Genomic DNA, 25500 nt, shown 5'->3' on the forward strand with positions numbered 1-25500 from the left:
TTTTTCAAATCTACGTGTCTGGATTTTTGAAAATCAGTGCTTTCAAAGTTAGTTCTAATTTTTAATTGTTAGCTCACTCCGTTCTGCTGATACCATGATGAAGTACGAGCAGTTAAGTACAATCACGAATTACAACTAAATTAATTTATGGCTTTGAGAATTAGTTATTGATTATATCAAGCCCGTGTGATTAATTCTATTTAATTCTCAGTCGCTTCGTATATCTTTTTTTGAATATATTTAGTGTATAATGAGTTGATTTTTAGAAGATTACATTGATAGTATGCTTTGCCTAATATTTATATTCTCAAAATAAAAAATCTCCTAAAAAGCATTATGTAGCTAATTTGGGATTAATCCGAACATTTTTTGAGACGTTTATGATGTATTTTATTGGAAATGGATAAGTTTTATTTCACACAGTTTCATTCAGATGGTTTATAGAAATTAGTTACCACCACTATCTAAACCTTCGTTGTTTTCTTGGCAATCATCTCTAAACACGCCAGTATATAAGCCGTTTTATTCTTGACTTTTGGATGCAAATTATTTTCAAACTCAATGTGAAGTGTTGCAAATTTATTTAATTTATCCGTGTCGTTTAGAATTATGTTACGGTGATTTTCCCTAAAATTATATTTCGTTACCAAAATTTCTTCTAATTTCAGATTGACTAATTTTGGGTTAATAGTGGTTGCTTCCAAAAAATCTTGTTTTTCAGATTGACTAAGTTCGAAGGCTGTAAATACAGTAAATTGTAAATGAGTTACATTTCTAACTTTGTTACCACAATTTTCATAATCAAAATGTATTGGAATACCATTTATTTGTTTGAGTTCAAGTTTCACTGGTTCGAGAACACGCTTCTTAAAGTCATTCAAATTATTATATTTATCTTTATCTACTTGCAATAGCTTCCTAAGCTCGTCAATGCTGTAAATGAACGTTGTCCTATTTTGTCCCAGATGTAGCCTTATGAGTTTATACATCAAGGTTGAATAGATGGATTTAAAGTGAAGGATTGTTCTAAAATCGTAGCGAGTGTATTGAGTTCCTAAATTTGCCAAATATGGAGATAATTGAGCATTCGATTTAAACTCCAAATGTCCATTATTATCTTCATTATAACTTATACTCGAAAACATTGGTATATGTTTAAACTCTAAATTTGGTTTAGACAAATCAAAAAAGGTCATCACTTTTTGAGCCATGCTTCTGGTTACTGCTAATATTTGTCGTGGAGTAATAAACTCCTTGACCTTATCTAAAGGAATACGGATTAACATTCCATGATTTACATCGATTGAGCCATGGTCAATTTGATTTACAAAATATTCAAATAAACGCTGTTCTACTCGGGTAAATTGGGTATTACTAACCACGAGTTTATTGGGCAAATAGTTGTCTTTTCTATTTGGGGTATATGGGTGTTCGAGGTATTTCTCTGCTTCAAGAATTATGTTAGCCATAGTTGTAAGAATTGAGTAATAAAGTTAAGGATAAAATGCAAAAATGTCGCCTTATTTTGTAAAAATGTCGCCTTAAATGCGTAAAATTTTGTAAAAATGTCGCCTTACGAGTGTAAAAATGTCGCCTTAGCGTTTGTAACTATCTGAATAATAGATAGTTATAGGCTCTCTAAATCATTCAAATTATATGATAAAATTTAAAAATCAAGATAGAATTACTAAAAATAAAAGTATTTAGGCTTAGTTTAGCTAAAACCAGAACATAATCATTTATCTAATTCTTTCTATTTGAATAAAATCTGAACGGCTTTTTGTGTAAAAATGTCGCCTTAGCTGATTTGTAATGATAAATGTCACTTAATTGACCCTGTAAAAATGTCGTCTTAGTCTTAATTTGACTTCATTGAAGGCTATTTGACACTAAAATGGAGTTTTGGGAATCTAAAAACTCCAGATTTTACTAATTATTAGCATCTTGAGTAGGTTTTAGTGTAAAAATGTCGCTTAGAAGGGAAATTTACTTTTTTGATTCAGTTTATATTTTCTGATGAGCTATGAATGTAAGAGATTTAATAGTAAAATGCTCTAAATCAGTCGGTTAATGTTTGTAAAAATGTCGCTTAACGGAAAAAATTGACGCTATTTAATCTGTAACCAACAAGTTTTGTGTAATGAATGTAAAAACATAGTGATTGTTATATATATTAAAGTGTTATAAATCAGTTAGTTAGCGTTTGTAAAAATGTCGCCTAATCGTTTACTGATTTATGAATAGTTGGATTTTTAATATGCTAAATACGTGTAAAAATGTCGCTTTAGGTCATTAATAGCTTTGGTTTACCACAAATAACATATTTTAGCATTTATAATGATTATAAGGATTAGTGTATAATCCATTGATTTTAAGCGAATTACCATATCTGGTGTTTTGAACGACTATTTTCACGGTTTATTTTTTCAAATAGAATGCGTATGATAATACTTGTGTAAAAATGTCGCTTTAGGTTTATTTTGAGAATTGAGAAGATGTAAAAATGTCGCATTAACTATTGTTTGAAATACTTTAATTTGACGGATATTTCATAGAATAATACTTTTGTTTTAGTAGTCGCTTTTGTTTTAGCGGTCTGACTATCGTCTGACCGCTAAAACAAGCCAAATTAAAGTTTTTCAAGCACTATTTATGGCTCTCTTGTATTTTCACTTTTATGAGTTTTAAGTAAGAATAACAAATTAATTAATAATATTAAATATTGTCATCATGACGTAGGGGCGTATCGCATACGCCCAAAAAGTCGAGATGTGGGCGTATGCGATACGCCCCTACACAATATCAATTTATTTATTCCAAATACTTATACATAATAAAAGTAACTATGTAATGTTATCTTTCAATTTCCTCTCCCCTACTCTATTGTCGAGTTTTATATCGAATGTGTTTAAAATTTCTTACTCGGTATAAAATCTGGGTGTTCCAACAACTTCAATACAAAAAACGCTGTATTCAACGTATCAGCCTCTAATTTATTCTCAAATATGAAGTGCAAACAATGCTGATAAAATAGTTTATTTTTTCATATAGCAAACGGACAATTTGTCCGTTTGCTATATGAAAAAATAAACTGAGCTATATACTTAAAAATACAAAAAATAACATTCGTGGGTGATTCTATTGTAGGTAAAAAAGCACCGTTAGGGTCTGAATTAATAAGTTTACTATTCCGAAAATAAATTTGCTATTTGTGTAAAAAGATATACATTTGTATATCTTTTGTATAAATAATTGTATGATAACACAAGAAAAAATTGAACGCTTTTTTCAAACCAGAACAGGCTTGAATGTATCTCAAATAGAAAAGGAATCAGGAATGCCTGCAAGGACATTGCATAGGGCTTTTCAGGAAAAAAAAACGATTCCAAGCAAATATCTACCTGCTTTGGAAAGTGTTCTCCGTCAATATGGTTATTCAGATTCTCTTTTTGAAAAGGCAACTATCATTTCAGTGGTCAATCATAAAGGTGGAGTTGGTAAAACCACAACTACTATTAACGTAGGAAAAGCACTGAGTTTGATGGGAAATAGAGTTTTACTGATTGATATGGACTCACAAGGGAATCTTTCTCAATGCTATGGTATTCATCAACCGTCAGAGCAAATTATAAATGCTCTTTTAGATGATGACTCCCTACCGATTGTGGAAATTAATGACCGCTTACATCTTTCGCCATCTGATATTACAATGGCAGATAGAGAGTCTGAGTTTTCGAGTGCAGTTGGTGCTGAAAGAAGACTGGCATTAAAGATTCAAGAAATTGAAAAGAATTATGATTATATCCTAATTGATTGTCCGCCAAGTTTAGGTATTTGTACCATAAGCTCATTGGTAGCATCAAATCAATGTTTGATTCCGATTCAACCAGAAGCCAGTGCATTTCATGGTGTTGATAATCTTTTCAAAAGGATTAAGCAAGTTCAAACTTATAGTAATCCTAATTTAAGGATTAAAGGAATTGTGTTCACTATGGTTCTAAATCAAAATGTTCATAAAGCTTTGATGGAACAGATTCGAGAAAAATACAATAATTTTAACGTGTGTGAAAGTATGATTGATAACTCAAAATATCTAAGAGAGTCGCAAGTGATGCAACAAGATATTTTTACTTATAATCCGAAATCATTACCAAGTGAACAATATAGTAATTTGGCTAAAGAATTAATAAATGCGTAATACCGATGAAAAAAGATATATTTAAAAAAGCTATCCAAAAAAATACTGAAGCAATTCCCTTATCATTACTCGAAACGGAATCTAAAATCAAAAAAGAGTTTATAATTATTGACCAACTGAGAGATTTTATCAGTCCGCTAAGTAAAGAAGAATCGGAGGGACTTGAGCAAGATATTCTCAAAGATGGTATTTCTGACCCCTTAATTATTTGGGAAACAACCCCCGATGTTGTAGGAATCGAAAATTCAACCAATAAGTCAGTTTATGTGTTGGTAGATGGACATAACCGTTATAGAATTAGTCAGAAATATAATTTGGACTTTCGGATAATTCTGAGGAACTACAAAGACATTCAGGAAGTGAAGGATTCGATGTTGAACAAACAGTTGAATAGACGAAACCTGACCCCAGAACAAATTTCGTATTATAGAGGTTTGAAGTATAATAATGTTGTCAAAAGTCAAGAAGGATTGCCCAAAACTGTCAATGTAGCGTTTAATTTAGCTGAAGAATTTAATGTGAACGAAAAGACAATCAGGCGTGATGCGGAATTTGCCAAAGGTTTAAATAAACTTACGCCAGCATTGAGACAAGATGTATTGACAGGAAAAACCAAAGTAAGTAAATCTGATATAGTAAGTTTGGCAAAAGTAAATATCGACGAAACTGTAAATTTGAGTTCTCCGCAAGAAATTGTAAAAACGATTGCCAGAGAGAAAACGCAAAAAATAGGAGAGGAGAATCCAACAAATGTGAGTGATTTAGAAAACTCAATCAGAGAATTAGCGACTAATAAATTAGACAAACAGGCGTGTATAATTTTATTAGAAAAAATAAACACTTTGATGAATTATTTGTAAAATTCAATTATCTACAATTTGTCGCAAGACAAAATTAGACCACAGATAAAACAGATTTACACTGATTTATCTTTAAATTTATCCGTGTAAATCCGTTGAATCAGTACAATCTGTGGGCTAATTTTATTCTCCGACAAATTGTAGATAGTTCCGTAAATCTTTAATTATCCCGTTTATTCGGAACGTTGATTCAATTTTCGTTATTTTCCCGAAATAAATTTTGGGGTTACAAAATCTCTCGAACTTACGACTCTTTTGGTACAAATTATAAAGCACCAAAGTAAAGTAGATTTATGGGAATATTTAATTTGTTTCATCTCAACTGATTCTTAAATCATAATGGTAAAATGTACGTTTAAGCGACTATTGGTTTTTAACTCTCCATTAGCTAAGTTTTGAGTAATTGGACTTTGGTAATTGATACCAGCAGATATTTTTTTATGGTAAGATTCTAACCCAAAACTACCCAAAAGGGCTTCACCGCCTGTTCTGGTATTTTGGATACCTCTATCAACATCATAGGCAGCGTTTTCGTACGCAAATCCAATATTGGGAATAAGCATTAAGTTAGGGTTTATATTGACAAAACGAATTACTGAAATATTACTATTTATCCGATTCCCAAAACGATATTCATTAGCGTTTTGGGAATTCATTTTATACGAAAAATCAGAATTCATACCCCATTTCTTGAAACGCATGGTATAGAATACATTAAGTGTAAAATCGGTGCTTCCTGTACCTAATTGAAAATTTGGGTTTGCCACTTCGCTATCGCTCAAATAATCATATTTATACTTTCCTGACGGTAATTTAAAGCCACTGCCCACTAATAAATTATGGTGAAATTGATGCTGAAGTGTATCAGTTAAAGTATTGATTAAATTATAATTTATCAATAAAGACATATCTCCAATACCTTGAATATCAAGTTGTTTTCCTGTTTTGACGATAGTCTGTTTATTGAAATTGTAAGGAATAAAAGCTAATACCTGCACTTTTTTGAGAGGGTAAACTCTTGCCCATAATTCGGTTTTCCAAAATTGTTCTTGGGTTTGTAAATTCACACTTTTGACATGAGAATCATAACTGCGATATCCATAACGCAAGCCCACAAAACTCTTGTGTGACTGTGGCATGATTCCCCAAAAAGAACCGCCATTTCCGCAACCGCAAAGGTCACAAGCCAATGTTTTTTGACTCGTTCCCCAAAGGCAAAGCAGTAAAATAATATAAATGTTGTTTTTCATGTCTGTTTTCATTGTGGCGTAAACCGTTTATCTGCTAAAAATTGACGGTCGGTTAACGTTTTTAAAAATGCAATAATTTGAGTTTTTTCTGTGGTAGTAAGTGCTATGCCCAATTGCCCATTTTGGTATAAAATCGGGTCGAGATTTTGAGTATTTGTCACAGAGTTGCTATAATGATTTAAAACTTCTTCCAAAGTTTGAAATCGCCCATCGTGCATATATGGCTTAGATGCTTCGATATTTCGTAAACTGGGTACTTTAAATTTATTTTTGTCTTCAGCTTGTTCCGTAACATTGGCACGTCCGTTGTCATAAACAGGAACTAAGGTTACTTTTTTTTCACCGTTCACAATCGTAATAATAGATTGAGTGCGTTCGGTAGGAGGTAAGCCATTATTCCTAAAACTTCCATCCGAAAATAATTCCCCTGCATGACAAGAAGCACATTTTTGTTTAAAAATGGACAAACCTGATAATTCGGTTTCTGATAATGTTGCTCCTGCTTCTTTTCTCATATATTTATCGTATCGAGAATTTACTGAAACCAGCGATAACATAAATTGAGAAAGTGCCTTTAAAAACCGTTCAGACGTAATTTCTGTTGTGCCAAAAGCATTTTTGAACATGGCTGGATATTTAGACGTTTTGCGAAGTTTTTCAAGCACATTTCCTGTTTTTTCATCCATTTCTACTGGATTTTCAATGGGAGAAATCGAGAAAAGGTCTAAATCAAATACGCCACCGTCCCAACCAAATGTTTTTTCCCAAGCCAAATTTTGAAGAGCAGGAGCATTCCTTAATCCAATTTGGTTATCAATTCCATGACTCAAATCGTGCAAATGATGCGTAAAAGCATAATCTTGTCTGTGACATTCTCCGCAAGGCATTGAACCATCTCTGGAAAGAATTCCATCATAAAACAGACTTTTTCCAAGTTCAAAACCTTCTTGTGTGATTGGATTTTTATCTAAATTATAAGTTGGTTTTGGGAAATTATTTGGAGCAGTAAATAGTTTTTCGGGCTGAATAGTTACAGATTCAGTCTTTGAACATTCACTACATAAAAATATAATTATTATCAATGAAGTAATTTTAAGTGTTCTCATGAAATGTCAATTTTGATGAATCATTTTTCAAATTAAAACAGTTACCGCTAAAGCAAAAAGAAAAGACATTTACTAAACTTTATCATGCTCAACGTAATACTTAGAAGTGGCTGAAAGACGTTATCCGTTCTTTTCAGCCACATTTCTTATTGATTTAGAGGTGAAATGGTTATCAATGAGCCACGTTATGAATATGGTCAACTGAGAATATTTTGGCAACATTATTGGCAATCGGAGTAGCTGCTGCCATGCCATGAACCACATTTGTTGAGGTTAGTTTTAAGGTAGTTACCCCATCAAAAACTTTAGAAACATCAGCAAAAAGGTGAACTTCTGGGGCAATATTGGCACGTACAGTGGCGGCATCTGCAAACGATAATGTGACTGTACGAAGGTTATTAATGGTAGCGGAAGTTCTACCTCCAAAGCCGCCAACATGGTATTCAAATTTCTTTAAGCCTGCTGAATTGCTTGGAACAACTGACGAAATTCCTTCTATTTTAGTGAAGATATAACCCGAATTCCAAGCCCAATACATATTATCATTGCCATAAGAAGTTGGGTCAAGTACGCCAATACGCTGGCTTACATCCGAAATACTTTTTACGCTATCTACGCCAACCGTAAAAGTTACTTCTTTGTAATTGCCTGCGGGAATATCCTTCAACTCAGCATTGAGCGAAGATGCTACTGATTGACGAACTAAAAAGTAATCATTCGGAGATTTTACGACTGTTCCATCTTCTTTTTTGAACGAAACATTTGAGATAAAATAATTGAGCGTTGTTATCGTAAAATTCTCTCCAGAAGTATTTTTATAAACCCCCGTACCCAACACTAAAGTTTTGTCACCCACACGATTTTCAAAAGATAGAACAATGGAGTTTTTATCGTTAGGATTAATTTCATCCGTTTTTTTACACGAAACAATTGAGAAAGAAAGAAGACCTAATAAGGCTATAATTGATAAAATTTTATTCGTTTTCATTTTTGAATATAAGAAATTACTGGAGTTGCAAAAGCAATCCATTGATTGTTAGGGGAATACGCAATGCTTTATGTAAAGTATTTAGCTGAAAAGACTAAATCTTACACACAAAAAATTACACATAAAGAAAGAAGGAGGCTTTATAAGCCTTAAATGATGGGTCAAAATGACCTACGCCAAGCACGGAGGGTGAAAAAATGAAGTGGTAAAAACAGTATAAATAGATAATTGGTAAGTAAAATTAGATTTAGGGAAGATTTGTTTTACATCTAAATGATACGCAGAAAAGGTAGTAGTTTCAAAAACTTCTTCCAAAATTTTCTTAATAGATTGACCTTGTTTTTCCGTTTGTTTGGTAGCGTTATCTTCAGCTATTTTATGAAGTTTTTTCGCTAAATAACATTGACCGTTACATTTTAATTGAGGTTTGAAACGGTTTTCACAAAGATTTTGAATGATAAAATCTCGTCGTAACTCAAAGTCCAAATAAACAACAGGCACAAGTAGCGTTTTGATACTGATAAGTACCAATAAAAATAACGCTATGTAGTTCTTTACCGTCATGGAGTTTTCTAAAATTCGGCACAAATATACAGACGAAATAATAGGTTGATGCCTCGAATGTCAAATTTGCTGATAAAAATCATGAAAATGGGATGCGTTTCAAATCTTGAAAAATCAAATTAGTATAGTTAAAAATGGGTTTTAGTATAATTTTTTTTAGGGGACATATCCGATTTAGTAATTTTCAAATGTGAAAAACACCCGATTACCGATAAACCATATTGATAATTAAAATTACTAAACTGAAAACCATACTGACATGAAAATTACGATTGGTAATGACCATCTGACCCTCGAAGATTTTAAGAAAATTTTATTTGAAGACGCTAATATCGAAATTGGTAATAAAGCCACCAAGAGAGTGGAAAAATGCTATAATTTTTTGGCGGACTTTACTAAAAATAAGCTCATCTATGGTATCAATACTGGTTTTGGTCCAATGGCTCAGTATCGTATCGAAGAAGAAGAGCAAACACAATTGCAATATAATTTAATCAGAAGTCACACCACAGGAATGGGAAATGCTATCTCACCTATTTTTGTAAAATCCTTAATGGTGGCTCGTTTAAATACCCTTCTGAAAGGCTATTCGGGCGTACATCCTGAGTTGGTAGAACTCCTTTGTGAGTATATCAATAACGATGTTTTACCTGTTATTTACGAACACGGGAGCGTTGGAGCAAGTGGTGATTTGGTTCAATTATCTCATTTAGCTTTATCCTTAATTGGTGAAGGAAAAGTGAGCGATTTGAAAGGAAATATTCAAAATACGGAAGTTGTCATTCAAGATTTAGGTTTAGAACCCTTCAAAATTCGTTTGCGTGAAGCCTTGGCACTTATGAACGGAACATCAGCCATGACAGGCATCGGAATTGTCAACGCAATTCATGCTCAAAACCTGATGAATTGGAGTATTCTTGCGTCTGCAATGATTGTTGAATTGGTGGAATCTTTCGACGACCATTATTCTTACGAACTCAATGCCGTTAAACTGCACGAAGGTCAAGCTCATGTGGCTAAAAAAATGCGTAGTGTGCTTAAAGACAGCACTTTAGTGAGAAATAGGAGAGAGCACCATTACGAAAAGAAAGTGACGGTGAATGTCTTGAAAGAAAAAATGCAAGAGTATTATTCTATCAGATGCGTTCCTCAAATTTTGGGCCCAATTCATGACACCATCGAGCAGGTTATCAATGTGTTAATTGCAGAGGTAAATTCGGTAAATGATAATCCGATTGTGGATGCTGAACGTGGCGATGTGTATCACGGCGGGAATTTTCACGGTGATTATGTCTCTCTCGAAATGGATAAACTGAAAACTGCCATTACCAAATTATCCATGCTTTCTGAACGTCAATTGAACTATTTATTGAACGATAAACTAAATCAAATTTTACCGCCATTTGTCAATTTAGGAAAATTAGGTTTCAATCTTGGAATGCAAGGAGCTCAATTTGTGGCGACTTCAACGGTTGCCGAAAATCAAACTTTGTCTTTCCCGATGTACGTGCATAGTATTCCGAATAATAATGATAACCAGGATATTGTGAGCATGGGAACAAATGCGGCACTTTTGGCGAGTAAAGTCATCGAAAATACCTTCCAAATTTTGGCAGTTGAATTTCTGACCATCATTCAAGCCGTTGATTATTTGGGTTTTGAAGATAAATTGTCAAGTTGCTCACAAAGAGTTTATCAGCAACTCCGAGAACTCGTTCCTGTGTTTTCTAACGATACCATCATGTATCCAAAAATTGGAGCAGTCAAAGATTATTTATACACCACCACCATTGACATTACCTCAAAAGGCTGTAAAATGGTGAATGCTGAAGAAGCAAATACAGAAATTGAAATGGAAGTAGAATGTTGTCCTGTTTAAGTAAAATTGAACAAACTTATCAAACGTATATAGAAAAAGGTTAATCCAAAAATATGAAATACGCATTAGTTACGGGTGGTTCTCGTGGAATCGGTAGAGCCATTTGTTTAAAAATGGCAGAAATGGGCTATAATGTGCTGATAAACTACGTCAGTAATGAAGAAAAAGCTCGTGAAGTACAAACAGAACTTATTGAAAAAGGCGTTAAAGCTGAAATTTTACAGTTTGATGTTGCCGACCAAACGCAGGTGGACGACTCCATCAATACTTGGATAAGCAATAACCCAGAGGCAAGAATTGAGGTTTTGGTTAATAATGCGGGAATCAGAAAAGACCGCTTATTGATGTCGATGACTAATGAAGAATGGTATGGCGTGATGAATACTGGAATTGGAGGTTTTTATAATGTTACTCGCTTGATTATCAGAGAGATGATAAAGAAAAAATATGGGCGAGTAATCAATATTGTATCGCTTTCTGGACTTACGGGTTTACCGGGGCAAACCAATTATTCAGCTTCAAAAGCAGCTATTATTGGTGCAACAAAGGCTTTGGCACAAGAAGTTGGACGTAAAAATATTACAGTCAATGCCATTGCACCAGGTTTTATTCGTACCGATATGATTCATGATATTAGTGAAGAAGCCCATAAAGGAATGATTCCGATGAAACGTTTTGGCGAACCTGAAGAGGTTGCTGAATTAGTCGGATTTATAGCTTCTTCAAAAGCGTCATACATTACCAGTCAAGTTTTGGAAGTAAACGGAGGATTACATTCTTAAATAATATGGAAACTTTACAAATGACTTCTACCAAAGAAGTTCTCGTTCGCTTTAATGAAGTGGATTCTATGTCAATCGTTTGGCACGGAAATTACGTCAAATATTTGGAAGATGGGCGTGAAGATTTTGGGCAAAAGTTTGGTCTTAGCTATATACACATACAAAAAGCAGGCTATCTTGCTCCAATCGTTGATTTGAAAATTCAGTACAAAAAATCTTTGTATTATGGCGATAGCGTTTTGGTTGAAACCACTTTTGTGGAAACAGAAACTGCCAAATTGTTTTTCAAATATCGGTTAATTTCTCCAACCAATTCCAAAGTATTGTGTACTGCCACTACTACCCAAGTTTTTTTAGATACCAAAGGAATATTACAACTCACGCTACCTGATTTTGTCCAAAATTGGAAGAAAAAATGGTTTGCCTAATTTTCATGGATTATGAAAAATACCTACGTCATTGCCACCAATGTAGTTAGTCCTTTGGGATTTAGTACAGAAGATAATTTCGAGCATATTCAAGCTCAAAAATCAGGATTAAGCTTTCAAGAATTTGATTTTACCAACGAGCTTTTTTGTGTTTCTAAAATGCAAGAAAGTATTGTGAATCAGCGATTTAAAGTTTTTGGAGACTTCAAAGACGAATACTCTAAATTAGAAAAAATGTGTATTCTGTCAGTTGCCGATGCCCTAAAACAAACTACTTATAATTGTTTGGGAAAAGATTCGGTTTTGATATTTTGTTCGACCAAAGGGAATATTGATTTATTGGAGAATATTGTTCAAAATCAACGTTTTGATGTAGGACTTTTACTTGCTGAAACGGCTCATAAAATTGCTGAGTTTTTAGGTTTTGAAAATAAACCAATTGTAGTTTCAAATGCTTGTGTATCAGGCACTCAGGGGATTTTGGTGGGCAAAAGATTCATTGATGCAGGAATTTATAATAATGTAGTGGTTTTGGGAGGAGATTTGGTCACTAAGTTTACCGTTTCGGGCTTCAAGGCTTTCAATGCGTTGAGTGCCGAACCTTGCCAACCATTTGACGATAATCGCAAAGGAGTAAATTTAGGAGAAGGTGCGGCAACGGTTATTTTAAGTAATAAATCTAATGAAGACAAAGACCAAATTATCGTTAAAGCAGGCTTTAGCTCAAACGATGCAACTCATATTTCTGCTCCTTCACGCACGGGGCAAGGGCTATTAAAAGCCATTCAAAAAATATCAGAAGTGTCTGATTTAGAAGATATTGACTTCGTTTCTGCTCACGGAACGGCTACTCGTTATAACGACGATATGGAGTCGCAGGCATTGGCAAGGGCTGATTTGAATTTTGTACCCATTCATAGTCTAAAAGGCTATTTTGGGCATACTTTAGGGGCGGCAGGTGTTTTGGAATCGGTCATGGGAATTGCATCTTTACAACATAATCAGACCATTATTTCTAAGGGATTTGAGGTATCTGGAACGGTTCAAAATCTCAATCCCATCAAGTCGGTAGAAAACAAACCATTGCGTTCATTTTTAAAGACATCTTCAGGATTTGGTGGTTGCAATGCTGCCGTATTATTTAGCAAAATAAACCTATGAAAACATCCATCCAACACATTTGTCATATCAGCCAACAGACTATTAGTTTGGATGGCAAAATGGTCTTTCATCTTGATAATCAATTGGAATCCAATGAGTTTTTGAATGAAAGTTATCGTTTTTTGCAAATAGATTATCCAAAGTTTTTCAAAATGGATATTTTGGCAAAAATAGCTTTTGTTGCTACCGAATTTATTTGTAAGGGTTTGATTCTTAAAGATATAAATAAAGATTCAGTCGGGATTGTACTCGGTAATAAATCGTCCAGTTTGGTAGCAGATTTAACGCATCAACGGAGTATTCAAGATAAAAACGCCCACTTCCCAAGCCCAGCCGTTTTTGTATATACTTTGCCCAATATTATGATGGGAGAAATGAGTATTCGTCATGGATTTAGCAATGAAAATACCCTTTTTATTTCGGATAAATTTGACCCTGAAACCTTAGAAAAATATACAAATCATCTTTTTAAAGAGCGAATTATTGAGCATTGTATTGGTGGCTGGGTGGACGCACATCCAGGAAATTATGAAGCATTTATCTATTTCGTAGGTACAGGAAAATCTACTCTTTGGGGTGAACATACGGCAGAAAATATTTTAGCTTTGAAACAACATTCAGCCGAAGAAATTACAGAAAATTGCCATAAAATACCTTTTGTATCAGAAACTATTTCCTCCGAATATTGATAATAGTATCGTTAAAATGGCTATTTGTATAAATTATTTACAATCGCCATTCTTTGCAAATAAATTCGTACACAATTTAAAATCAACCTCTTAGATATTTACTAACATGGAAAAATCAGCACTAATTGACGTATTAAAAATTCAAATTATCCAGCAATTAAATTTGGATATTGACCCTAAAACTATCACCGAAGATTCATTTTTATTTGGCGATGAGGGACTTGGACTTGATTCAATTGATGCCCTTGAATTGGTCGTTTTATTGGATAAAAATTATAATATCAAAGTAGGAAATCCTGAAGATGTAAAAGAGCATTTCAAATCGCTAAGCACTTTAGCAGACTACGTTCTTGAAAATTCTTCAGTGGTTGCTTAATTAAACTTTTACAACGATGTTGGCTATCTATTACACCCAAAAATCAGAAGTGATGACTCCCTTATTTTGGGAGTGGTGTCGCCAGCAATTACCCCCAATAATTAGGGATAGAATCGAAAGAAAAGTTAGTCGTGAAAAAATCCAAACCAGTCTTTTGGGTTATTTACTTTTGAAAGAATCCTTTGAAAGAAATGGACTTCCTCAGGCGATTGATATGATAAAACAGTCGCCAACGGGACGACCAAATATTGTGCAAGATTTTGATTTTAATATTTCTCATTCTGCTCAATATGCCGTTTGTGCTTTTAGCAAAAAATATAGCATTGGCATTGATATTGAGAAGATTAAGCCTATTTCATTAGAATTCTTACAGAGTTTTTTTAACCAAGATGAATGGGCAGAATTACACCAAAATGAAAATACACAAGAGCAATTTTACCGACTCTGGACTAAAAAAGAAGCCGTAGTGAAAGCTGATGGACGAGGCTTGAATATTCCTTTGAAAGAAATAATTATCAAAAATAATCAAGGATTTGTAGAACGTGTAAAATGGTTTTTGCAGGAAATTCCATTAGACAAAAACTATATGATGCACGTCGCAACAAACGAACCCATCAGCGAATATCAACGAGTAAAAATCAGTTTTAAAGGATAGGTTATTTCCCAATAAATACAATGTTTTATAAGTTTTCTGAATAATTTTCACCCTAAAATGTTTGATTGGGGGACTTCCCTAAAGTTTTTTCCACTTTCGGGAAGTTGAAAAAACTTATTAAACAGTGCAATAAATCTCTGAAATAATGAATATTTACATCACAGGAATGGGCTGTATTTCGGCTCTTGGCAACGACATAAACCAGACACTTTATCATCTTCAAAATGAAAAATCTGGCTTGACTTACATGGATTTCGTCGAAACAGAATTTAAACAAAAATTCGTGGCAGGAGAAATCAAAATGAGTAATCAAGATTTGGCAAATCGTTTTGGAATTTCTGATAAAATTCCAACTCGTACCAGTTTGTTAGGGCTTTGGGCAGCTCAAGATGCGGTGGCACAGTCAGGGATTGAAATTGTCGATAAAACCTATAAAACTGGATTTATTTCTGCCTCAACAGTCGGCGGAATGGTTAATACTGAACGACATTTCGATAAATACTTAAAAGGTATTGATTATGAGGACTTTGTGAGTTCGAATGATATGGGAGACAGTACCGAATTTATTGCCAATTCATTAAAAATAAAAAGGTTTGTTACAACCATCAATACCGCTTGTGCGTCCTCATTAAATGCCATTATTTTAGGTACAAGAATGATAAAGCAAGGAATTTTAGACCGTGTAATTGTGGGAGGTTCAGATGCTCTTTGCAAGTTTACGATTAACGGTTTTAATGCTCTCATGCTTTTAGACACAGAAGCTTGTTTGCCTTTTGACGCTCGAAGAAAAGGAATTAATTTGGGAGAAGGAGCAGCGTATTTAGTCCTCGAATCAGAGAAAGCAATTAAAGATAAAAGTAAAATATTAGCAAAAATCAGTGGTTATGGAAGTAGTAATGATGCTTTTCATCAAACTGCATCATCACCCAATGGCTACGGTTTGCAATTGGCAATGAAAGCAGCCCTAACAACGGCATCTTTAAGCACCACAGATATTAACTATCTCAACGCTCATGGAACGGCAACTCCCAATAACGACCTTACCGAAGGCTGGGCGATTAAGGAAACATTCACCGAGGGCATTTCATTTAGTTCTACAAAGAGTTTTACGGGACATACTTTAGCGGCTTCAGGCTCTATTGAAGCCGTGTTTTCTATTTTATCAATCAATAACAATTTCATGCCCGCCAATTTAGGGTTTAATCAAGCCATCGAAGAACACGGGTTAATACCCATCAGCACTACCCAGCAAGGAGTTTCCTTAAAACATATCATGTCTAATTCTGCTGGCATGGGTGGCTCGTGTTCTTCTATTATCTTCTCAAAATCATGAAAGCATACATCAACAGTATTCACTGTATGGCTGCACAGGAAGTTGTAGGCAATACATCATTTAAAATAACAGACCCAAATTTTGCTGAAGTTTTGGGAAATAGTGGAGAACTCCGCCGTATGTCAAGATTGGTAAAATTGGGAATGTACGCTTCGCAAAAATGTATCCACGAAACGGCAACTGAGCAGGTAGATGCCATTTTGGTTGGAACAGGATTGGGCGGAATAGAATCTTCTGATAAATTCTTGGTACCATTACTCGAAAATGAAAATGCTACTCATTCTCCTACACCATTTATTCAATCATTGCCAAATTCTATTGCGGGGCAAATAGCCTTAAAATTAAAATGTTATGGCTATAATATGACTTATGTACATCGTGGATTTTCGTTTGAAAGTGCCTTAATGGATGCCTTAATGTTGATGGAAGAGAATCTGGAAAACAAAAATATATTGGTCGGAGGTTTGGATGAGTTAGTCGATAGTTACATCATTCAAATGAGAAAAGCGGGGTATTTAAAAGATAAAACGGAAGATTTAGGAGTTGTTTTGGGCGAAGGAGCAACATTTTTACAAATTTCTTCTGAACCAAATACACAAACGCAAGCAGTTTTAAGAGATTTAAGAATGCTATATCGTCCAGAAAATGACACTGAAATTATAGACGAAATATATCATATTTTGAATGATAATACTCTTGAAATCAATGATATAGATTTTGTGCTGATGGGTTCGTGTGGTGATAAAAACTTAGATGCTAAGTTAAAGAATATATCAGATAATCAGTTTGCCAATCATTCAAAAATGAATTTCAAAGAACAATGTGGAGAATATTATACATCGTCGGGTTATGCTTTATGGCAGGCAGTCCAGCTTTTAAATAATACTTCAAGTTTGTTTGATGAAGTTCCCAAAGCAGTCAATAATGTACTGATTATTAATCATTACAACGATATAAATTATAGTATTTTTCTAATTTCAAAACCATGAACATACTCGAAATAGATTTACTGGTAAATGTTGAAAATGTAGCAACTTTTCTACCTCAACAAGAACCTTTTATCATGGTTGATTCATTATTGGCAACGACAGAAAATACGGCTATTTCTCAATTTTTAGTAAAATCGGATAATGTTTTAGTCAACGATGGCATATTGCAAGAATCTGGTTTGATAGAAAATATTGCTCAAACAATTGCCCTAAAAGCAGGCTACGAATCGGTTTTGAGAAATGAAAAACCACAAATCGGATTTATTGTACAAATCAAAGAAATTTCAATTTTTGATTTTCCAAAAGTGAGTGAAATCATCACTACAAAAATTGAAATTATGATGCAATTACCACAAATGTTAGTGATAAAAGGTGAGTCGTTTGCTGATGAAAAAAACTTAATGGTCTGTGAAATGAGAGTATTTTTAGATAACCCTACAAAAGCATGAAAGCATTATTAGAGCATAATTTTGGGAAAATTATCAATACAGAAACGCATGAAAATAAAGTGATTTTTGAAGTCTCTCTCAATACAAATCATGAAATTTACAAAGGTCATTTTCCTTTCAGACCCATTGTTCCAGGTGTTTGTACTTTACAATTAGTGAGAGAACTATTAGAAAATCATTTGGGTAAAAAGTGTATATTTTTGAGGTCAAAAAATATAAAATTCAGTGGAATGATTGACCCAAATGTTACACCTCAAATAACCATAGAAATTCAACTTCTACCCACCGATTCTCCCCAAGAATTAAAAATCAAAGCTCTTGTATTTTGCAAAGAACTCACATTTTGTAAATATGATGGTGAGTATTTAAAGCAATAAAGTGAAAATGTTTTTTGAGTAAACCACTGATTTTTAAATAATTAATTAGGCGGCTGTACTTGTTGGAGAGAAAGACCCTTCATCAATCATTAAATAGGGACTAAGTTTTTTTAACTTGCGACAAATAGTACATTCACCCAGTATTTAAAAATATTCTAAATCTGGTTTAGCAAAACTTTAATAATTTATCTAATGAAAAAAGTAATTTTTTTATCCATAATCTTCATTGCGGGGATTTTTGGAAATCTTCATGCACAAGAAGAAGTAACTCAAATGTTGAGAGGCAAAATTGTAGATTCTCAGTCAAAAACGCCCTTGATTGGTGTAAATGTTGTCATAGTTGGCACAGAACCTCTGAAAGGTGGAAGTACAGATGATGAGGGTATTTTCAGAATTAAAAATGCACCACTTGGTAGAAATTCGATTAAAATATCTTCGGTAGGTTATAAAGAAATTACATTATCAAATATTGTAGTCACGGCAGGAAAACAAACGGTTTTAGACATCGAAATGGAAGAGCAAATTACGCTCGGAAATGAAATTGTTGTAACGGCTGCTCGCTCCAAAACATCAATAGAAAAGGGAATGGTTTCGGTAAGTGGCAAAACTTTTGATATTGAAGAAACTCGCAGGTTTTCGGGTAGTAGAAACGACCCTTCACGAATGGTTGCCAACTTTGCTGGTGTGGTTGGGAATAGTGATGCTCGAAATGATATTATTATCAGAGGAAACTCTCCAACAGGTTTACTTTGGCGTTTTGAAGGAATTGATATTCCTAATCCAAGTCATTTTGGAGCTTTGGGAGCAACGGGTGGCCCAGTTACCATGCTGAATAACAATCTCTTAGCTCGTTCAGCCTTTTTAACAGGAGCTTTCCCCGCCAATTATGGCAATGCTATTGCAGGTGTTTTTGATTTACAATTACGCACAGGTAATAACGAAAAACGAGAATATACTGGTCAGGTAGGATTTAACGGAATAGAATTAGGAGCAGAAGGTGCTTTTTCAAAAACCTCAAAAGCGTCCTATTTGGTTAATTATCGTTATTCAATGTTGGGTTTATTACAAAAAATAGGCTTAAATTTTGGTACTGGCTCAAATACGCCAAAGTATCAGGATTTATCATTTAAACTTGATTTTCCAACCGAAAAAGCAGGACGATTTACTGTTTTTGGAATGGGTGGCACAAGTGGAATTATCAATAAACCTGACTCAAGCGGAACGAAAGATTTTTATAGTAACTCAAGCGAAAATACCACTTATGATACTCAAATGGGCGTTTTGGGATTGGGACATACTTATCATCTCAGTCATTATTCGTTCCTGAAAACTACCATCGCCATTTCTGGTAATGCCGTACAAAGTGCCACAGACTCAGTGGCGAAAGATTTAGTGCTTGCCAAATATAGAAGCAATTCAAGTCAGACAAAAATGTCGCTTCATACAGCCTTAACCAATAAATTGAGTGCTTCACAGACTTTAGTGATAGGCTTAATGGCAGATAGGCTTGGCGTTGATTTCTCCGACAGTGCCTTTATCTCTAAAAATTCTTTTAAAAAATTGAGAGAATTTGAAGGTAGCACTTATTTATTAAGAGCTTATGCAAACTGGCAATGGAAAGTGAAAGATAAATTAGTTATCAATACGGGAGCCTATATTCAGCACTTTGGACTTAATAAAACTACCTCATTTGAGCCACGTTTGGGGCTTCGTTTTTCGCCTACTCAAAACCATACATTTAGCATAGGCGTTGGTCGTCATAGCCAATTACAGGATTTAGCAGTTTATTTTAATAACCTAAAAAATGATACAGGTTATTCTCGACCTAATGAAAATTTGGGTTTTACCATGAGCAATCAAGCAATATTTGGTTATGAAACTTTCATTAGCAAAAATACCAAACTTAAAGCTGAAGCCTATTATCAATCACTTTCAGATGTACCCGTTCAAACGCAATCGTCAGCCTATTCAGTGTTGAATGAAGGAGCCAATTTTGAGTCTCCGAGCATCACAAATTTAGTCAATAAAGGTTCTGGAAAGAACTACGGGGTAGAATTAACAATTGAAAGAAATTTCATCAATAACTATTATTTTTTAGGAACATTATCGCTCTATGAAAGCACTTACAAAGGAAGCGATGGTGTAGAACGAAATACTACTTTTAATGGAAATTATGTTGGAAATATCTTGGCTGGACGAGAATTTAAGGTAAGTAAACGAGGTACTTTTGCCATTGATTTTAAAGTAACCGCCGCAGGAGGAAAACGCTATACGCCATTTGACATTGAGAAATCATTGAAAGAGAAAAAAGTTTATTACACCGATGATATCAATGGGGCAAAAATGAAAGATTATTTGAGGGCTGATTTAAAGATTTTGTTCCGATTAAATCGTAAAAAAGTAATGGAAGAATGGTTTTTTGATTTCCAGAATATTACAGGAAGAGCCAATATTTACACCCAAAAATTAGACCCAGTTGCCAAAAAATTGGTTTACTCTACTCAGCAAGGTTTTTATCCGACATTTAATTATAGAATTCAATTCTAAAGATTTTAAGTAGGTGTTGGGATTTATGGATTAGTTTTTAATGTTTTTATATGATTGATTGTCAGTAACTTAGTAGGGTTGAGGTACAGGCTGAATTTTATAAACCATTGATGGGGGGCTAAATCCTGACCCCTACTTAATTCTACTTTGGCACTTTAAATAAATGGGAAAAATTTGACTTTCGGGAAGTTGAACGGTAAATACCCAAATTTCCATCTTTTTTTAAAGTGCCAAAGTAGAATTAAACACTTAAAGAGAATTAGCTCATGTATAAATCTGATTATCTATGGAGACTATCTTAAAAATTGACCTTTACCTACATATCACCGCAGGTACAGTTGCCTTGATAACGGGAATGATTGCCATTTTTGCCAAAAAAGGAGGCTTGTCTCATCGTAAAGCTGGACAGTGGTATTTTTGGGCAATGCTTACGGTTTGTGTTACGGCAATACTACGATTTAGGTTATCGCCAAGTATTATATTTTTAACGATGATTGCCATTTTTAGCTTTTATCTCAATTTCTCTGGAAAACGAATTCTCAATTTTAAAAAGAAGGATAAACCTTTTCAATTCATAGATTGGAGTATGGCTTATTTTACCCTATCTTGTGGTATCGTAATGTGTTTATCAAGTATTTATTATTATTTTTTTGAACATAAAACCATACTTAGTATTTTGTTCGTAGTTTTTGGTTTTTTTTGTATTTCCATTGCCAGAACAGATATTTTAAGATTTAAAGGTAAAATAGAAGTTGAAAAAATGAATTGGTTTTTTCAGCACATCGGACGAATGATGGGGTCTTATGCAGCCACCGTAACAGCTTTTGTGATTACTAACAATCATGGTTTTTTTCCCGATTTAGTTGTTTGGATTGCCCCAGGAGTTATCATCGGATTTTTATCAGATGTTTGGGCAAATCGTTACCGAAAAGACTATGGAATCCCTATTATTCCTGTATTACCAGTTAGAATTGCACAACGCTTTTTGGGAATGTTCAAACAGTTAAATGGTAATATCGTTAGTTTTTTTAAATAATGAAATAGCATTTAACCTAAAGATAGTCAAGCATTTAATACAGTAAAATATGAATAAGATAATTTTTATATTACTCTTCAGCCAAATTAATCTTTTTGCTCAAGAGTATCATTTTTTCAAGGGGCAGGTTCTTGATTTAAGCTCCCAAGCACCCATCGAAGGGGTTCATCTTCGTATCGGAAATATCGGAACGGCTACCAATGAAAAAGGTGATTTTCTCCTAAAAATTCCAGTTAAATTATTGACAAACTCACTTGTTTTTTCAGCGATTGGATACAAAAACCATTCTCAAATATTAGCCAAGTCAGATACGATTTTTCAGAAAATCAATTTAGAATCAAGTGCCGTTGCTCTCAACGAAGTCAAAGTATATAGTAGTGCGTTAGCCATCGTAAAAAGTGCGATTAAAGAAATTGAGCATAATTATTTTTCAACACCAACTCTTTTAAGGGGATTTTATCGGGAGGTTTCTCAAGACCCTAATACCTTAACATACAAATACTTAGCAGAAGCCGTTTTAGAGGTTTTCAAACCATCTTATCAGTCGTCGGCTGATGGAACAATTCATATTTTGCAGTCTCGTAAAAAGGAATTTATGGTATTAGATTCGATGCAAACTTTTTTCAACTCAGGTACATTTTTGCCTATTACGTTTGACATTGTCCATCAAAATAAATCATTCATTAATCCTGATGACGTAGAAAAATTCAAGTTTGAGGTTCAAGACGTTACCACTTTAGATAATCAGGATGTTTATGTTATTTCTTTTAGTCCGAAGAATGAAGAAGAGGCTGCTTTGCAAGGTAAATTGTATATTAACACACAGGATAATGCCTTTGTTGGGGTAGATTTTGCGTCTAATAATGCAGCCCTCCAAAAAAATAGTAAGGAGAAAAGTAAATATTCTACCATTTTTAAAGGCAAAGAAACGAAGGTTCGTTATGAGAAAATGGAGGGCAAATATTATCTTCAAAGTGTAGCTCATACCATGACATTGAACAGAATTGTAAAAGGGAAAACAGAAGATTTTAAACTTTCTCTGGAATTCACCACAACTGATATTGAAACGCAAGAGGTAAAGAAACCCAAAAATGCTCCTAAGGCTCACCGCTCAGACGTATTTTTGAAAGCGGTAGGAGCGATGGATGAAAACTTCTGGGGTAATTATACAACGGTTCTGCAAAATATTTCTTTGCAGGAAGAAGCAAGTTCATTATCCAAAGAGACTTTTCATAAATAAAAGGTATTTCAAAAAAACATAGAAACGCCGTCAGAATATTATCCTGACGGCGTTTCTATGTATAAAGCTGTTTAAACTTTTGAAATTTCTTAGAAATAGGACTTGTAAATCATTTTAGTTACCCCGCCTAACTGGATAGAATTTTATACACCGTCTGACTGGATAGAATTTTAAACGTAGTCAGACGATAGTCAGACGAGTAAATTAAACGTAGTCAGACGATAGTCAGATGGGTAAATTAAACGCAGTCAGACGATAGTCAGACGAGTAAATTTTAACGCAGTCAGACAATCTAACTAAGACTATACTTTATATGCTAAAACAATAAGATTCAATTTAATCAAAAATAGAATCTTATTGTGAAAGTTTAAACAGCTTCTATTTTGGAATAAAAACTTGACTCGTTTATGTTTCAACAATTGCAAATACCTACTACACTAATTTATTTTTGAGATTAACAATCCTTTTTTGGAAGACCGTCAAGAAATCGTCTTTGTATTTTCCTGCGGTGGGTATGCGAGGAGCATTTTTCATAATAACCTCATTTCCGTCCAGAGCTTCAATTGATTTTATCGCAACGATATATGAGCGATGTACCCTCAAAAAATCTTTTACGGGTAAAGATTCTTCAATCTCCCCTATGCCAATATACGTAACAATTCTATCGCCCTTTACGGTGCATATTGTTACGTAGTTTTTCATGCCTTCAATGTAAACAATATCCGAAAAATTAATCTTCTGAATTTTTCCTTTGTGTTCAGTTTTAACAAAAATAAAATCTTGTTGTTCAGCAGGCAGACCTTCAGTTGATATTTTTTGATGATTGACAATATTCAAAACCTTATCAGTTGCTTTTAAAAACCTTTCGTAAGGAATGGGTTTCATCAAATAATCCACTACATTGGGGAATTCATAACTTTCTAAGGCAAATTGAGGATAAGCAGTAGTGAGAATTACTTTCAAATTTTCATCGGCATGAAGTTTCAAAAAGTCGAGCCCAGTTAGTTTGGGCATGTGAATATCTAAAAAAAGTAAATCGGCTTTTTGTGTTTTCACCATTGCGGGTACTTCCATTATATCCGTTGTGCTACCCACCAAAGTTAAATATGGCGTGTCGTTTACAAACTTTGTCAGAATATTAATGGCAGGTCTTTCGTCATCAACAATTAAACATTTTATCATAGCATCAGTTATTATTAGTTATTTAGAGTTCTATGGTAATTTTTTGGAAGCGTATTTTCATCAAAAATCTAATATTTTTGGCTAATATCAAAATATTTACGTTAAAAAGTCAAAATTTCACCTGTTGATAAGTTTATATTTTTTCAAATTTCTAAAAGCCTCTTCCATGTCCGAAATAGTAAATTCCAGGGCAAATTCATCTTCGGTATCTAAAAAAATATTAACGTTATATTTATTGCCATACAAAATATCCATTCTGGTTCTGATATTATTCATGCCAACGCCACTTGTATGTTCTTTTGGGCCTTTATTTTTTCGGTTATAAATAGAGAGAAATAAACTGTTTTCTTCCACAATCATGATAATTTTTGCAGGATTTTTAGGGTCATGAATGTCTCCATGTTTAAAAATGTTTTCAATAAAAGAAATTAATACTAAGGGCAAAATCTCCAAATGATTAATATTTTCTTCTCCTTCAATAGTCAAATCAAGATATAGTTCATTGCTAAATCTCATTTTTTGTAGTTTCAGGTAATTCTTGATATGGTTAATTTCAGAATACAACGAAACCAGCGTGTCTTTGCCTGTTTCCGTGAGTGTATAACGCATAATGTTGGAAAGTGTCATGATTGACTCCGCCACCGAATCCGAAACCATAATGGCCTCAGAATAGATAAAATTTAATGTATTATACAAAAAGTGAGGATTTATCTGTGCTTGCAAAAAAGCAATTTGCGTCATATCTTTTTGATGTTGCAGTTTCGCATTTGCCTCGATTAGTTTTCGTTCTTTTACCTCTAATGCAATGGCGTGTTTAGCAAATCCGTAACCGTAAGCGAGGATAAGATTATGTAAGAAAGTATAGGCACTTTCAATAACAAAATAAGACAAATTGAATGTCCTATTTGTATAAGAAGTATTTACACCCAAAAGCGGATAAAGATAAATGTTTAAAAGATACCTCAAAAACAGAAAAACTATTATATCAATGATTATTAATCCTAAGCCTATAAGGTATTTTCTTTTCTGAAAATAATATCTAAAAATGAGATAATTTGGTAAAAATACTAATAATGCCCATGATGGGAAATTAATAAATACTCTCAAAACATCTTTCCAATTATGGATAGAGGCATAATATAATCCAGCGTTGAATAGGATAAAGAAAGTCCAAAAAGTGACTAAAAAATATATACCTTTCTTATGATTTTGATAATAGGTATTCCACCAGTCTTGAAGTTTTTTTATCATAATTTTTTACCATTTTACTGCGAAAATACATAAAAGTATAGGGAAAGGTGCTATTAGTATAATTTTATTTACTACCTCGATTTTTTAGGGCAACTTTGAATCAAGAAAACAACAAAATATTTAAAATAAATAAGTTTAAGTAGTAAATAACAACTTGAGT

23 protein-coding genes are annotated in these 25500 nt (G+C 33.7%); 16 read left to right on the plus strand and 7 right to left on the minus strand.

Going from position 1 to position 25500, the window contains the following annotated elements; all coding sequences use genetic code 11:
• Window positions 1–464: 464 nt before the first annotated feature.
• Complete coding sequence (locus VB796_RS17385) at window positions 465–1469, minus strand: replication initiation protein (RefSeq protein WP_323347846.1); 1005 nt, start codon at window positions 1467–1469, stop codon at window positions 465–467.
• A gap of 1787 nt (window positions 1470–3256) precedes the next feature.
• Here VB796_RS17385 and VB796_RS17390 point away from each other — a divergent pair.
• Together VB796_RS17390 and VB796_RS17395 are read left to right on the plus strand one after the other, a co-directional pair.
• Window positions 3257–4198: a ParA family protein gene (locus tag VB796_RS17390; protein ID WP_323347847.1), complete on the plus strand. Its 942-nt coding sequence runs from the start codon at window positions 3257–3259 to the stop codon at window positions 4196–4198.
• Window positions 4199–4203: 5 nt separating this feature from the next.
• Window positions 4204–5058: a hypothetical protein gene (locus VB796_RS17395; RefSeq protein ID WP_323347848.1), complete on the plus strand. Its 855-nt coding sequence runs from the start codon at window positions 4204–4206 to the stop codon at window positions 5056–5058.
• A 329-nt stretch (window positions 5059–5387) separates the two neighbouring features.
• Here VB796_RS17395 and VB796_RS17400 read toward each other — a convergent pair whose 3' ends face one another.
• From VB796_RS17400 to VB796_RS17415, 4 genes are all read right to left on the minus strand, one after another.
• Complete coding sequence (locus tag VB796_RS17400; RefSeq protein WP_323347849.1) at window positions 5388–6308, minus strand: hypothetical protein; 921 nt, start codon at window positions 6306–6308, stop codon at window positions 5388–5390.
• Between the two features lie 8 nt (window positions 6309–6316).
• The gene (locus tag VB796_RS17405; RefSeq protein ID WP_323347850.1) at window positions 6317–7414 is read right to left on the minus strand and encodes a cytochrome-c peroxidase; all 1098 of its coding nucleotides are present in this window, start codon (window positions 7412–7414) and stop codon (window positions 6317–6319) included.
• Between the two features lie 172 nt (window positions 7415–7586).
• Window positions 7587–8402 (minus strand): MbnP family protein, encoded by an 816-nt coding sequence (locus VB796_RS17410; RefSeq protein WP_323347851.1) that lies wholly within the window; start codon window positions 8400–8402, stop codon window positions 7587–7589.
• 171 nt (window positions 8403–8573) lie between these two features.
• Window positions 8574–8966 (minus strand): hypothetical protein, encoded by a 393-nt coding sequence (locus tag VB796_RS17415; protein WP_323347852.1) that lies wholly within the window; start codon window positions 8964–8966, stop codon window positions 8574–8576.
• Window positions 8967–9225: 259 nt separating this feature from the next.
• Between VB796_RS17415 and VB796_RS17420 the strand changes: the two genes are divergently transcribed.
• The 14 genes from VB796_RS17420 (at window position 9226) to VB796_RS17485 (ending at window position 22907) form a co-directional block, all read left to right on the plus strand.
• Window positions 9226–10845, plus strand: coding sequence for an aromatic amino acid ammonia-lyase (locus VB796_RS17420; protein ID WP_323347853.1), 1620 nt, complete (start codon window positions 9226–9228; stop codon window positions 10843–10845).
• Between the two features lie 53 nt (window positions 10846–10898).
• Window positions 10899–11627, plus strand: coding sequence for a 3-oxoacyl-ACP reductase FabG (gene fabG, locus VB796_RS17425; RefSeq protein WP_323347854.1), 729 nt, complete (start codon window positions 10899–10901; stop codon window positions 11625–11627).
• 5 nt (window positions 11628–11632) lie between these two features.
• Entirely contained in the window at window positions 11633–12055 is a 423-nt protein-coding gene (locus VB796_RS17430) for an acyl-CoA thioesterase (RefSeq protein ID WP_323347855.1), read from the plus strand.
• Window positions 12056–12067: 12 nt separating this feature from the next.
• Complete coding sequence (locus VB796_RS17435; protein ID WP_323347856.1) at window positions 12068–13216, plus strand: beta-ketoacyl synthase N-terminal-like domain-containing protein; 1149 nt, start codon at window positions 12068–12070, stop codon at window positions 13214–13216.
• The gene (locus VB796_RS17440) at window positions 13213–13905 is read left to right on the plus strand and encodes a hypothetical protein (RefSeq protein WP_323347857.1); all 693 of its coding nucleotides are present in this window, start codon (window positions 13213–13215) and stop codon (window positions 13903–13905) included. Before VB796_RS17435 ends, VB796_RS17440 begins: the two co-directional genes overlap by 4 nt.
• 106 nt (window positions 13906–14011) lie before the next feature.
• Window positions 14012–14281, plus strand: coding sequence for a phosphopantetheine-binding protein (locus VB796_RS17445; protein WP_323347858.1), 270 nt, complete (start codon window positions 14012–14014; stop codon window positions 14279–14281).
• Between the two features lie 16 nt (window positions 14282–14297).
• Complete coding sequence (locus VB796_RS17450; RefSeq protein WP_323347859.1) at window positions 14298–14936, plus strand: 4'-phosphopantetheinyl transferase family protein; 639 nt, start codon at window positions 14298–14300, stop codon at window positions 14934–14936.
• Window positions 14937–15081: 145 nt separating this feature from the next.
• Window positions 15082–16269, plus strand: a complete 1188-nt coding sequence (locus VB796_RS17455) for a beta-ketoacyl-[acyl-carrier-protein] synthase family protein (RefSeq protein WP_323347860.1) — start codon at window positions 15082–15084, stop codon at window positions 16267–16269.
• Entirely contained in the window at window positions 16266–17258 is a 993-nt protein-coding gene (locus VB796_RS17460) for a beta-ketoacyl synthase chain length factor (protein WP_323347861.1), read from the plus strand. Before VB796_RS17455 ends, VB796_RS17460 begins: the two co-directional genes overlap by 4 nt.
• A complete protein-coding gene (locus tag VB796_RS17465) occupies window positions 17255–17707 on the plus strand; it encodes a hypothetical protein (protein ID WP_323347862.1) in 453 nt (150 codons plus the stop codon). Before VB796_RS17460 ends, VB796_RS17465 begins: the two co-directional genes overlap by 4 nt.
• Window positions 17704–18084 carry a hypothetical protein gene (locus tag VB796_RS17470; protein ID WP_323347863.1) on the plus strand — a complete coding sequence of 127 codons (381 nt, stop codon included), beginning with the start codon at window positions 17704–17706 and terminating at the stop codon, window positions 18082–18084. Before VB796_RS17465 ends, VB796_RS17470 begins: the two co-directional genes overlap by 4 nt.
• Before the next feature lie 192 nt (window positions 18085–18276).
• Entirely contained in the window at window positions 18277–20631 is a 2355-nt protein-coding gene (locus tag VB796_RS17475) for a TonB-dependent receptor (protein ID WP_323347864.1), read from the plus strand.
• A 286-nt stretch (window positions 20632–20917) separates the two neighbouring features.
• A complete protein-coding gene (locus VB796_RS17480) occupies window positions 20918–21667 on the plus strand; it encodes a hypothetical protein (RefSeq protein ID WP_323347865.1) in 750 nt (249 codons plus the stop codon).
• Window positions 21668–21716: 49 nt separating this feature from the next.
• Window positions 21717–22907: a carboxypeptidase-like regulatory domain-containing protein gene (locus VB796_RS17485; RefSeq protein ID WP_323347866.1), complete on the plus strand. Its 1191-nt coding sequence runs from the start codon at window positions 21717–21719 to the stop codon at window positions 22905–22907.
• Window positions 22908–23339: 432 nt separating this feature from the next.
• On the opposite strand, the gene VB796_RS17490 is transcribed toward VB796_RS17485, so the two are convergent.
• Window positions 23340–24089, minus strand: a complete 750-nt coding sequence (locus tag VB796_RS17490; protein ID WP_323347867.1) for a LytTR family DNA-binding domain-containing protein — start codon at window positions 24087–24089, stop codon at window positions 23340–23342.
• A 117-nt stretch (window positions 24090–24206) separates the two neighbouring features.
• On the minus strand, window positions 24207–25340 hold the full coding sequence (locus VB796_RS17495) for a sensor histidine kinase (RefSeq protein ID WP_323347868.1): 1134 nt from the start codon (window positions 25338–25340) through the stop codon (window positions 24207–24209).
• Window positions 25341–25500: the final 160 nt, after the last annotated feature.

This window comes from Arcicella sp. LKC2W, assembly GCF_034931005.1.
Classification (GTDB): domain Bacteria; phylum Bacteroidota; class Bacteroidia; order Cytophagales; family Spirosomataceae; genus Arcicella.

Coding starts and splice junctions, on each gene's coding strand:
- VB796_RS17385 (WP_323347846.1), bottom strand. CDS start 1,469: ATGGCTAACATAATTCTTGAAGCAGAGAAATACCTCGAACACCCATAT.
- VB796_RS17390 (WP_323347847.1), top strand. CDS start 3,257: ATGATAACACAAGAAAAAATTGAACGCTTTTTTCAAACCAGAACAGGC.
- VB796_RS17395 (WP_323347848.1), top strand. CDS start 4,204: ATGAAAAAAGATATATTTAAAAAAGCTATCCAAAAAAATACTGAAGCA.
- VB796_RS17400 (WP_323347849.1), bottom strand. CDS start 6,308: ATGAAAAACAACATTTATATTATTTTACTGCTTTGCCTTTGGGGAACG.
- VB796_RS17405 (WP_323347850.1), bottom strand. CDS start 7,414: ATGAGAACACTTAAAATTACTTCATTGATAATAATTATATTTTTATGT.
- VB796_RS17410 (WP_323347851.1), bottom strand. CDS start 8,402: ATGAAAACGAATAAAATTTTATCAATTATAGCCTTATTAGGTCTTCTT.
- VB796_RS17415 (WP_323347852.1), bottom strand. CDS start 8,966: ATGACGGTAAAGAACTACATAGCGTTATTTTTATTGGTACTTATCAGT.
- VB796_RS17420 (WP_323347853.1), top strand. CDS start 9,226: ATGAAAATTACGATTGGTAATGACCATCTGACCCTCGAAGATTTTAAG.
- fabG (WP_323347854.1), top strand. CDS start 10,899: ATGAAATACGCATTAGTTACGGGTGGTTCTCGTGGAATCGGTAGAGCC.
- VB796_RS17430 (WP_323347855.1), top strand. CDS start 11,633: ATGGAAACTTTACAAATGACTTCTACCAAAGAAGTTCTCGTTCGCTTT.
- VB796_RS17435 (WP_323347856.1), top strand. CDS start 12,068: ATGAAAAATACCTACGTCATTGCCACCAATGTAGTTAGTCCTTTGGGA.
- VB796_RS17440 (WP_323347857.1), top strand. CDS start 13,213: ATGAAAACATCCATCCAACACATTTGTCATATCAGCCAACAGACTATT.
- VB796_RS17445 (WP_323347858.1), top strand. CDS start 14,012: ATGGAAAAATCAGCACTAATTGACGTATTAAAAATTCAAATTATCCAG.
- VB796_RS17450 (WP_323347859.1), top strand. CDS start 14,298: ATGTTGGCTATCTATTACACCCAAAAATCAGAAGTGATGACTCCCTTA.
- VB796_RS17455 (WP_323347860.1), top strand. CDS start 15,082: ATGAATATTTACATCACAGGAATGGGCTGTATTTCGGCTCTTGGCAAC.
- VB796_RS17460 (WP_323347861.1), top strand. CDS start 16,266: ATGAAAGCATACATCAACAGTATTCACTGTATGGCTGCACAGGAAGTT.
- VB796_RS17465 (WP_323347862.1), top strand. CDS start 17,255: ATGAACATACTCGAAATAGATTTACTGGTAAATGTTGAAAATGTAGCA.
- VB796_RS17470 (WP_323347863.1), top strand. CDS start 17,704: ATGAAAGCATTATTAGAGCATAATTTTGGGAAAATTATCAATACAGAA.
- VB796_RS17475 (WP_323347864.1), top strand. CDS start 18,277: ATGAAAAAAGTAATTTTTTTATCCATAATCTTCATTGCGGGGATTTTT.
- VB796_RS17480 (WP_323347865.1), top strand. CDS start 20,918: ATGGAGACTATCTTAAAAATTGACCTTTACCTACATATCACCGCAGGT.
- VB796_RS17485 (WP_323347866.1), top strand. CDS start 21,717: ATGAATAAGATAATTTTTATATTACTCTTCAGCCAAATTAATCTTTTT.
- VB796_RS17490 (WP_323347867.1), bottom strand. CDS start 24,089: ATGATAAAATGTTTAATTGTTGATGACGAAAGACCTGCCATTAATATT.
- VB796_RS17495 (WP_323347868.1), bottom strand. CDS start 25,340: ATGATAAAAAAACTTCAAGACTGGTGGAATACCTATTATCAAAATCAT.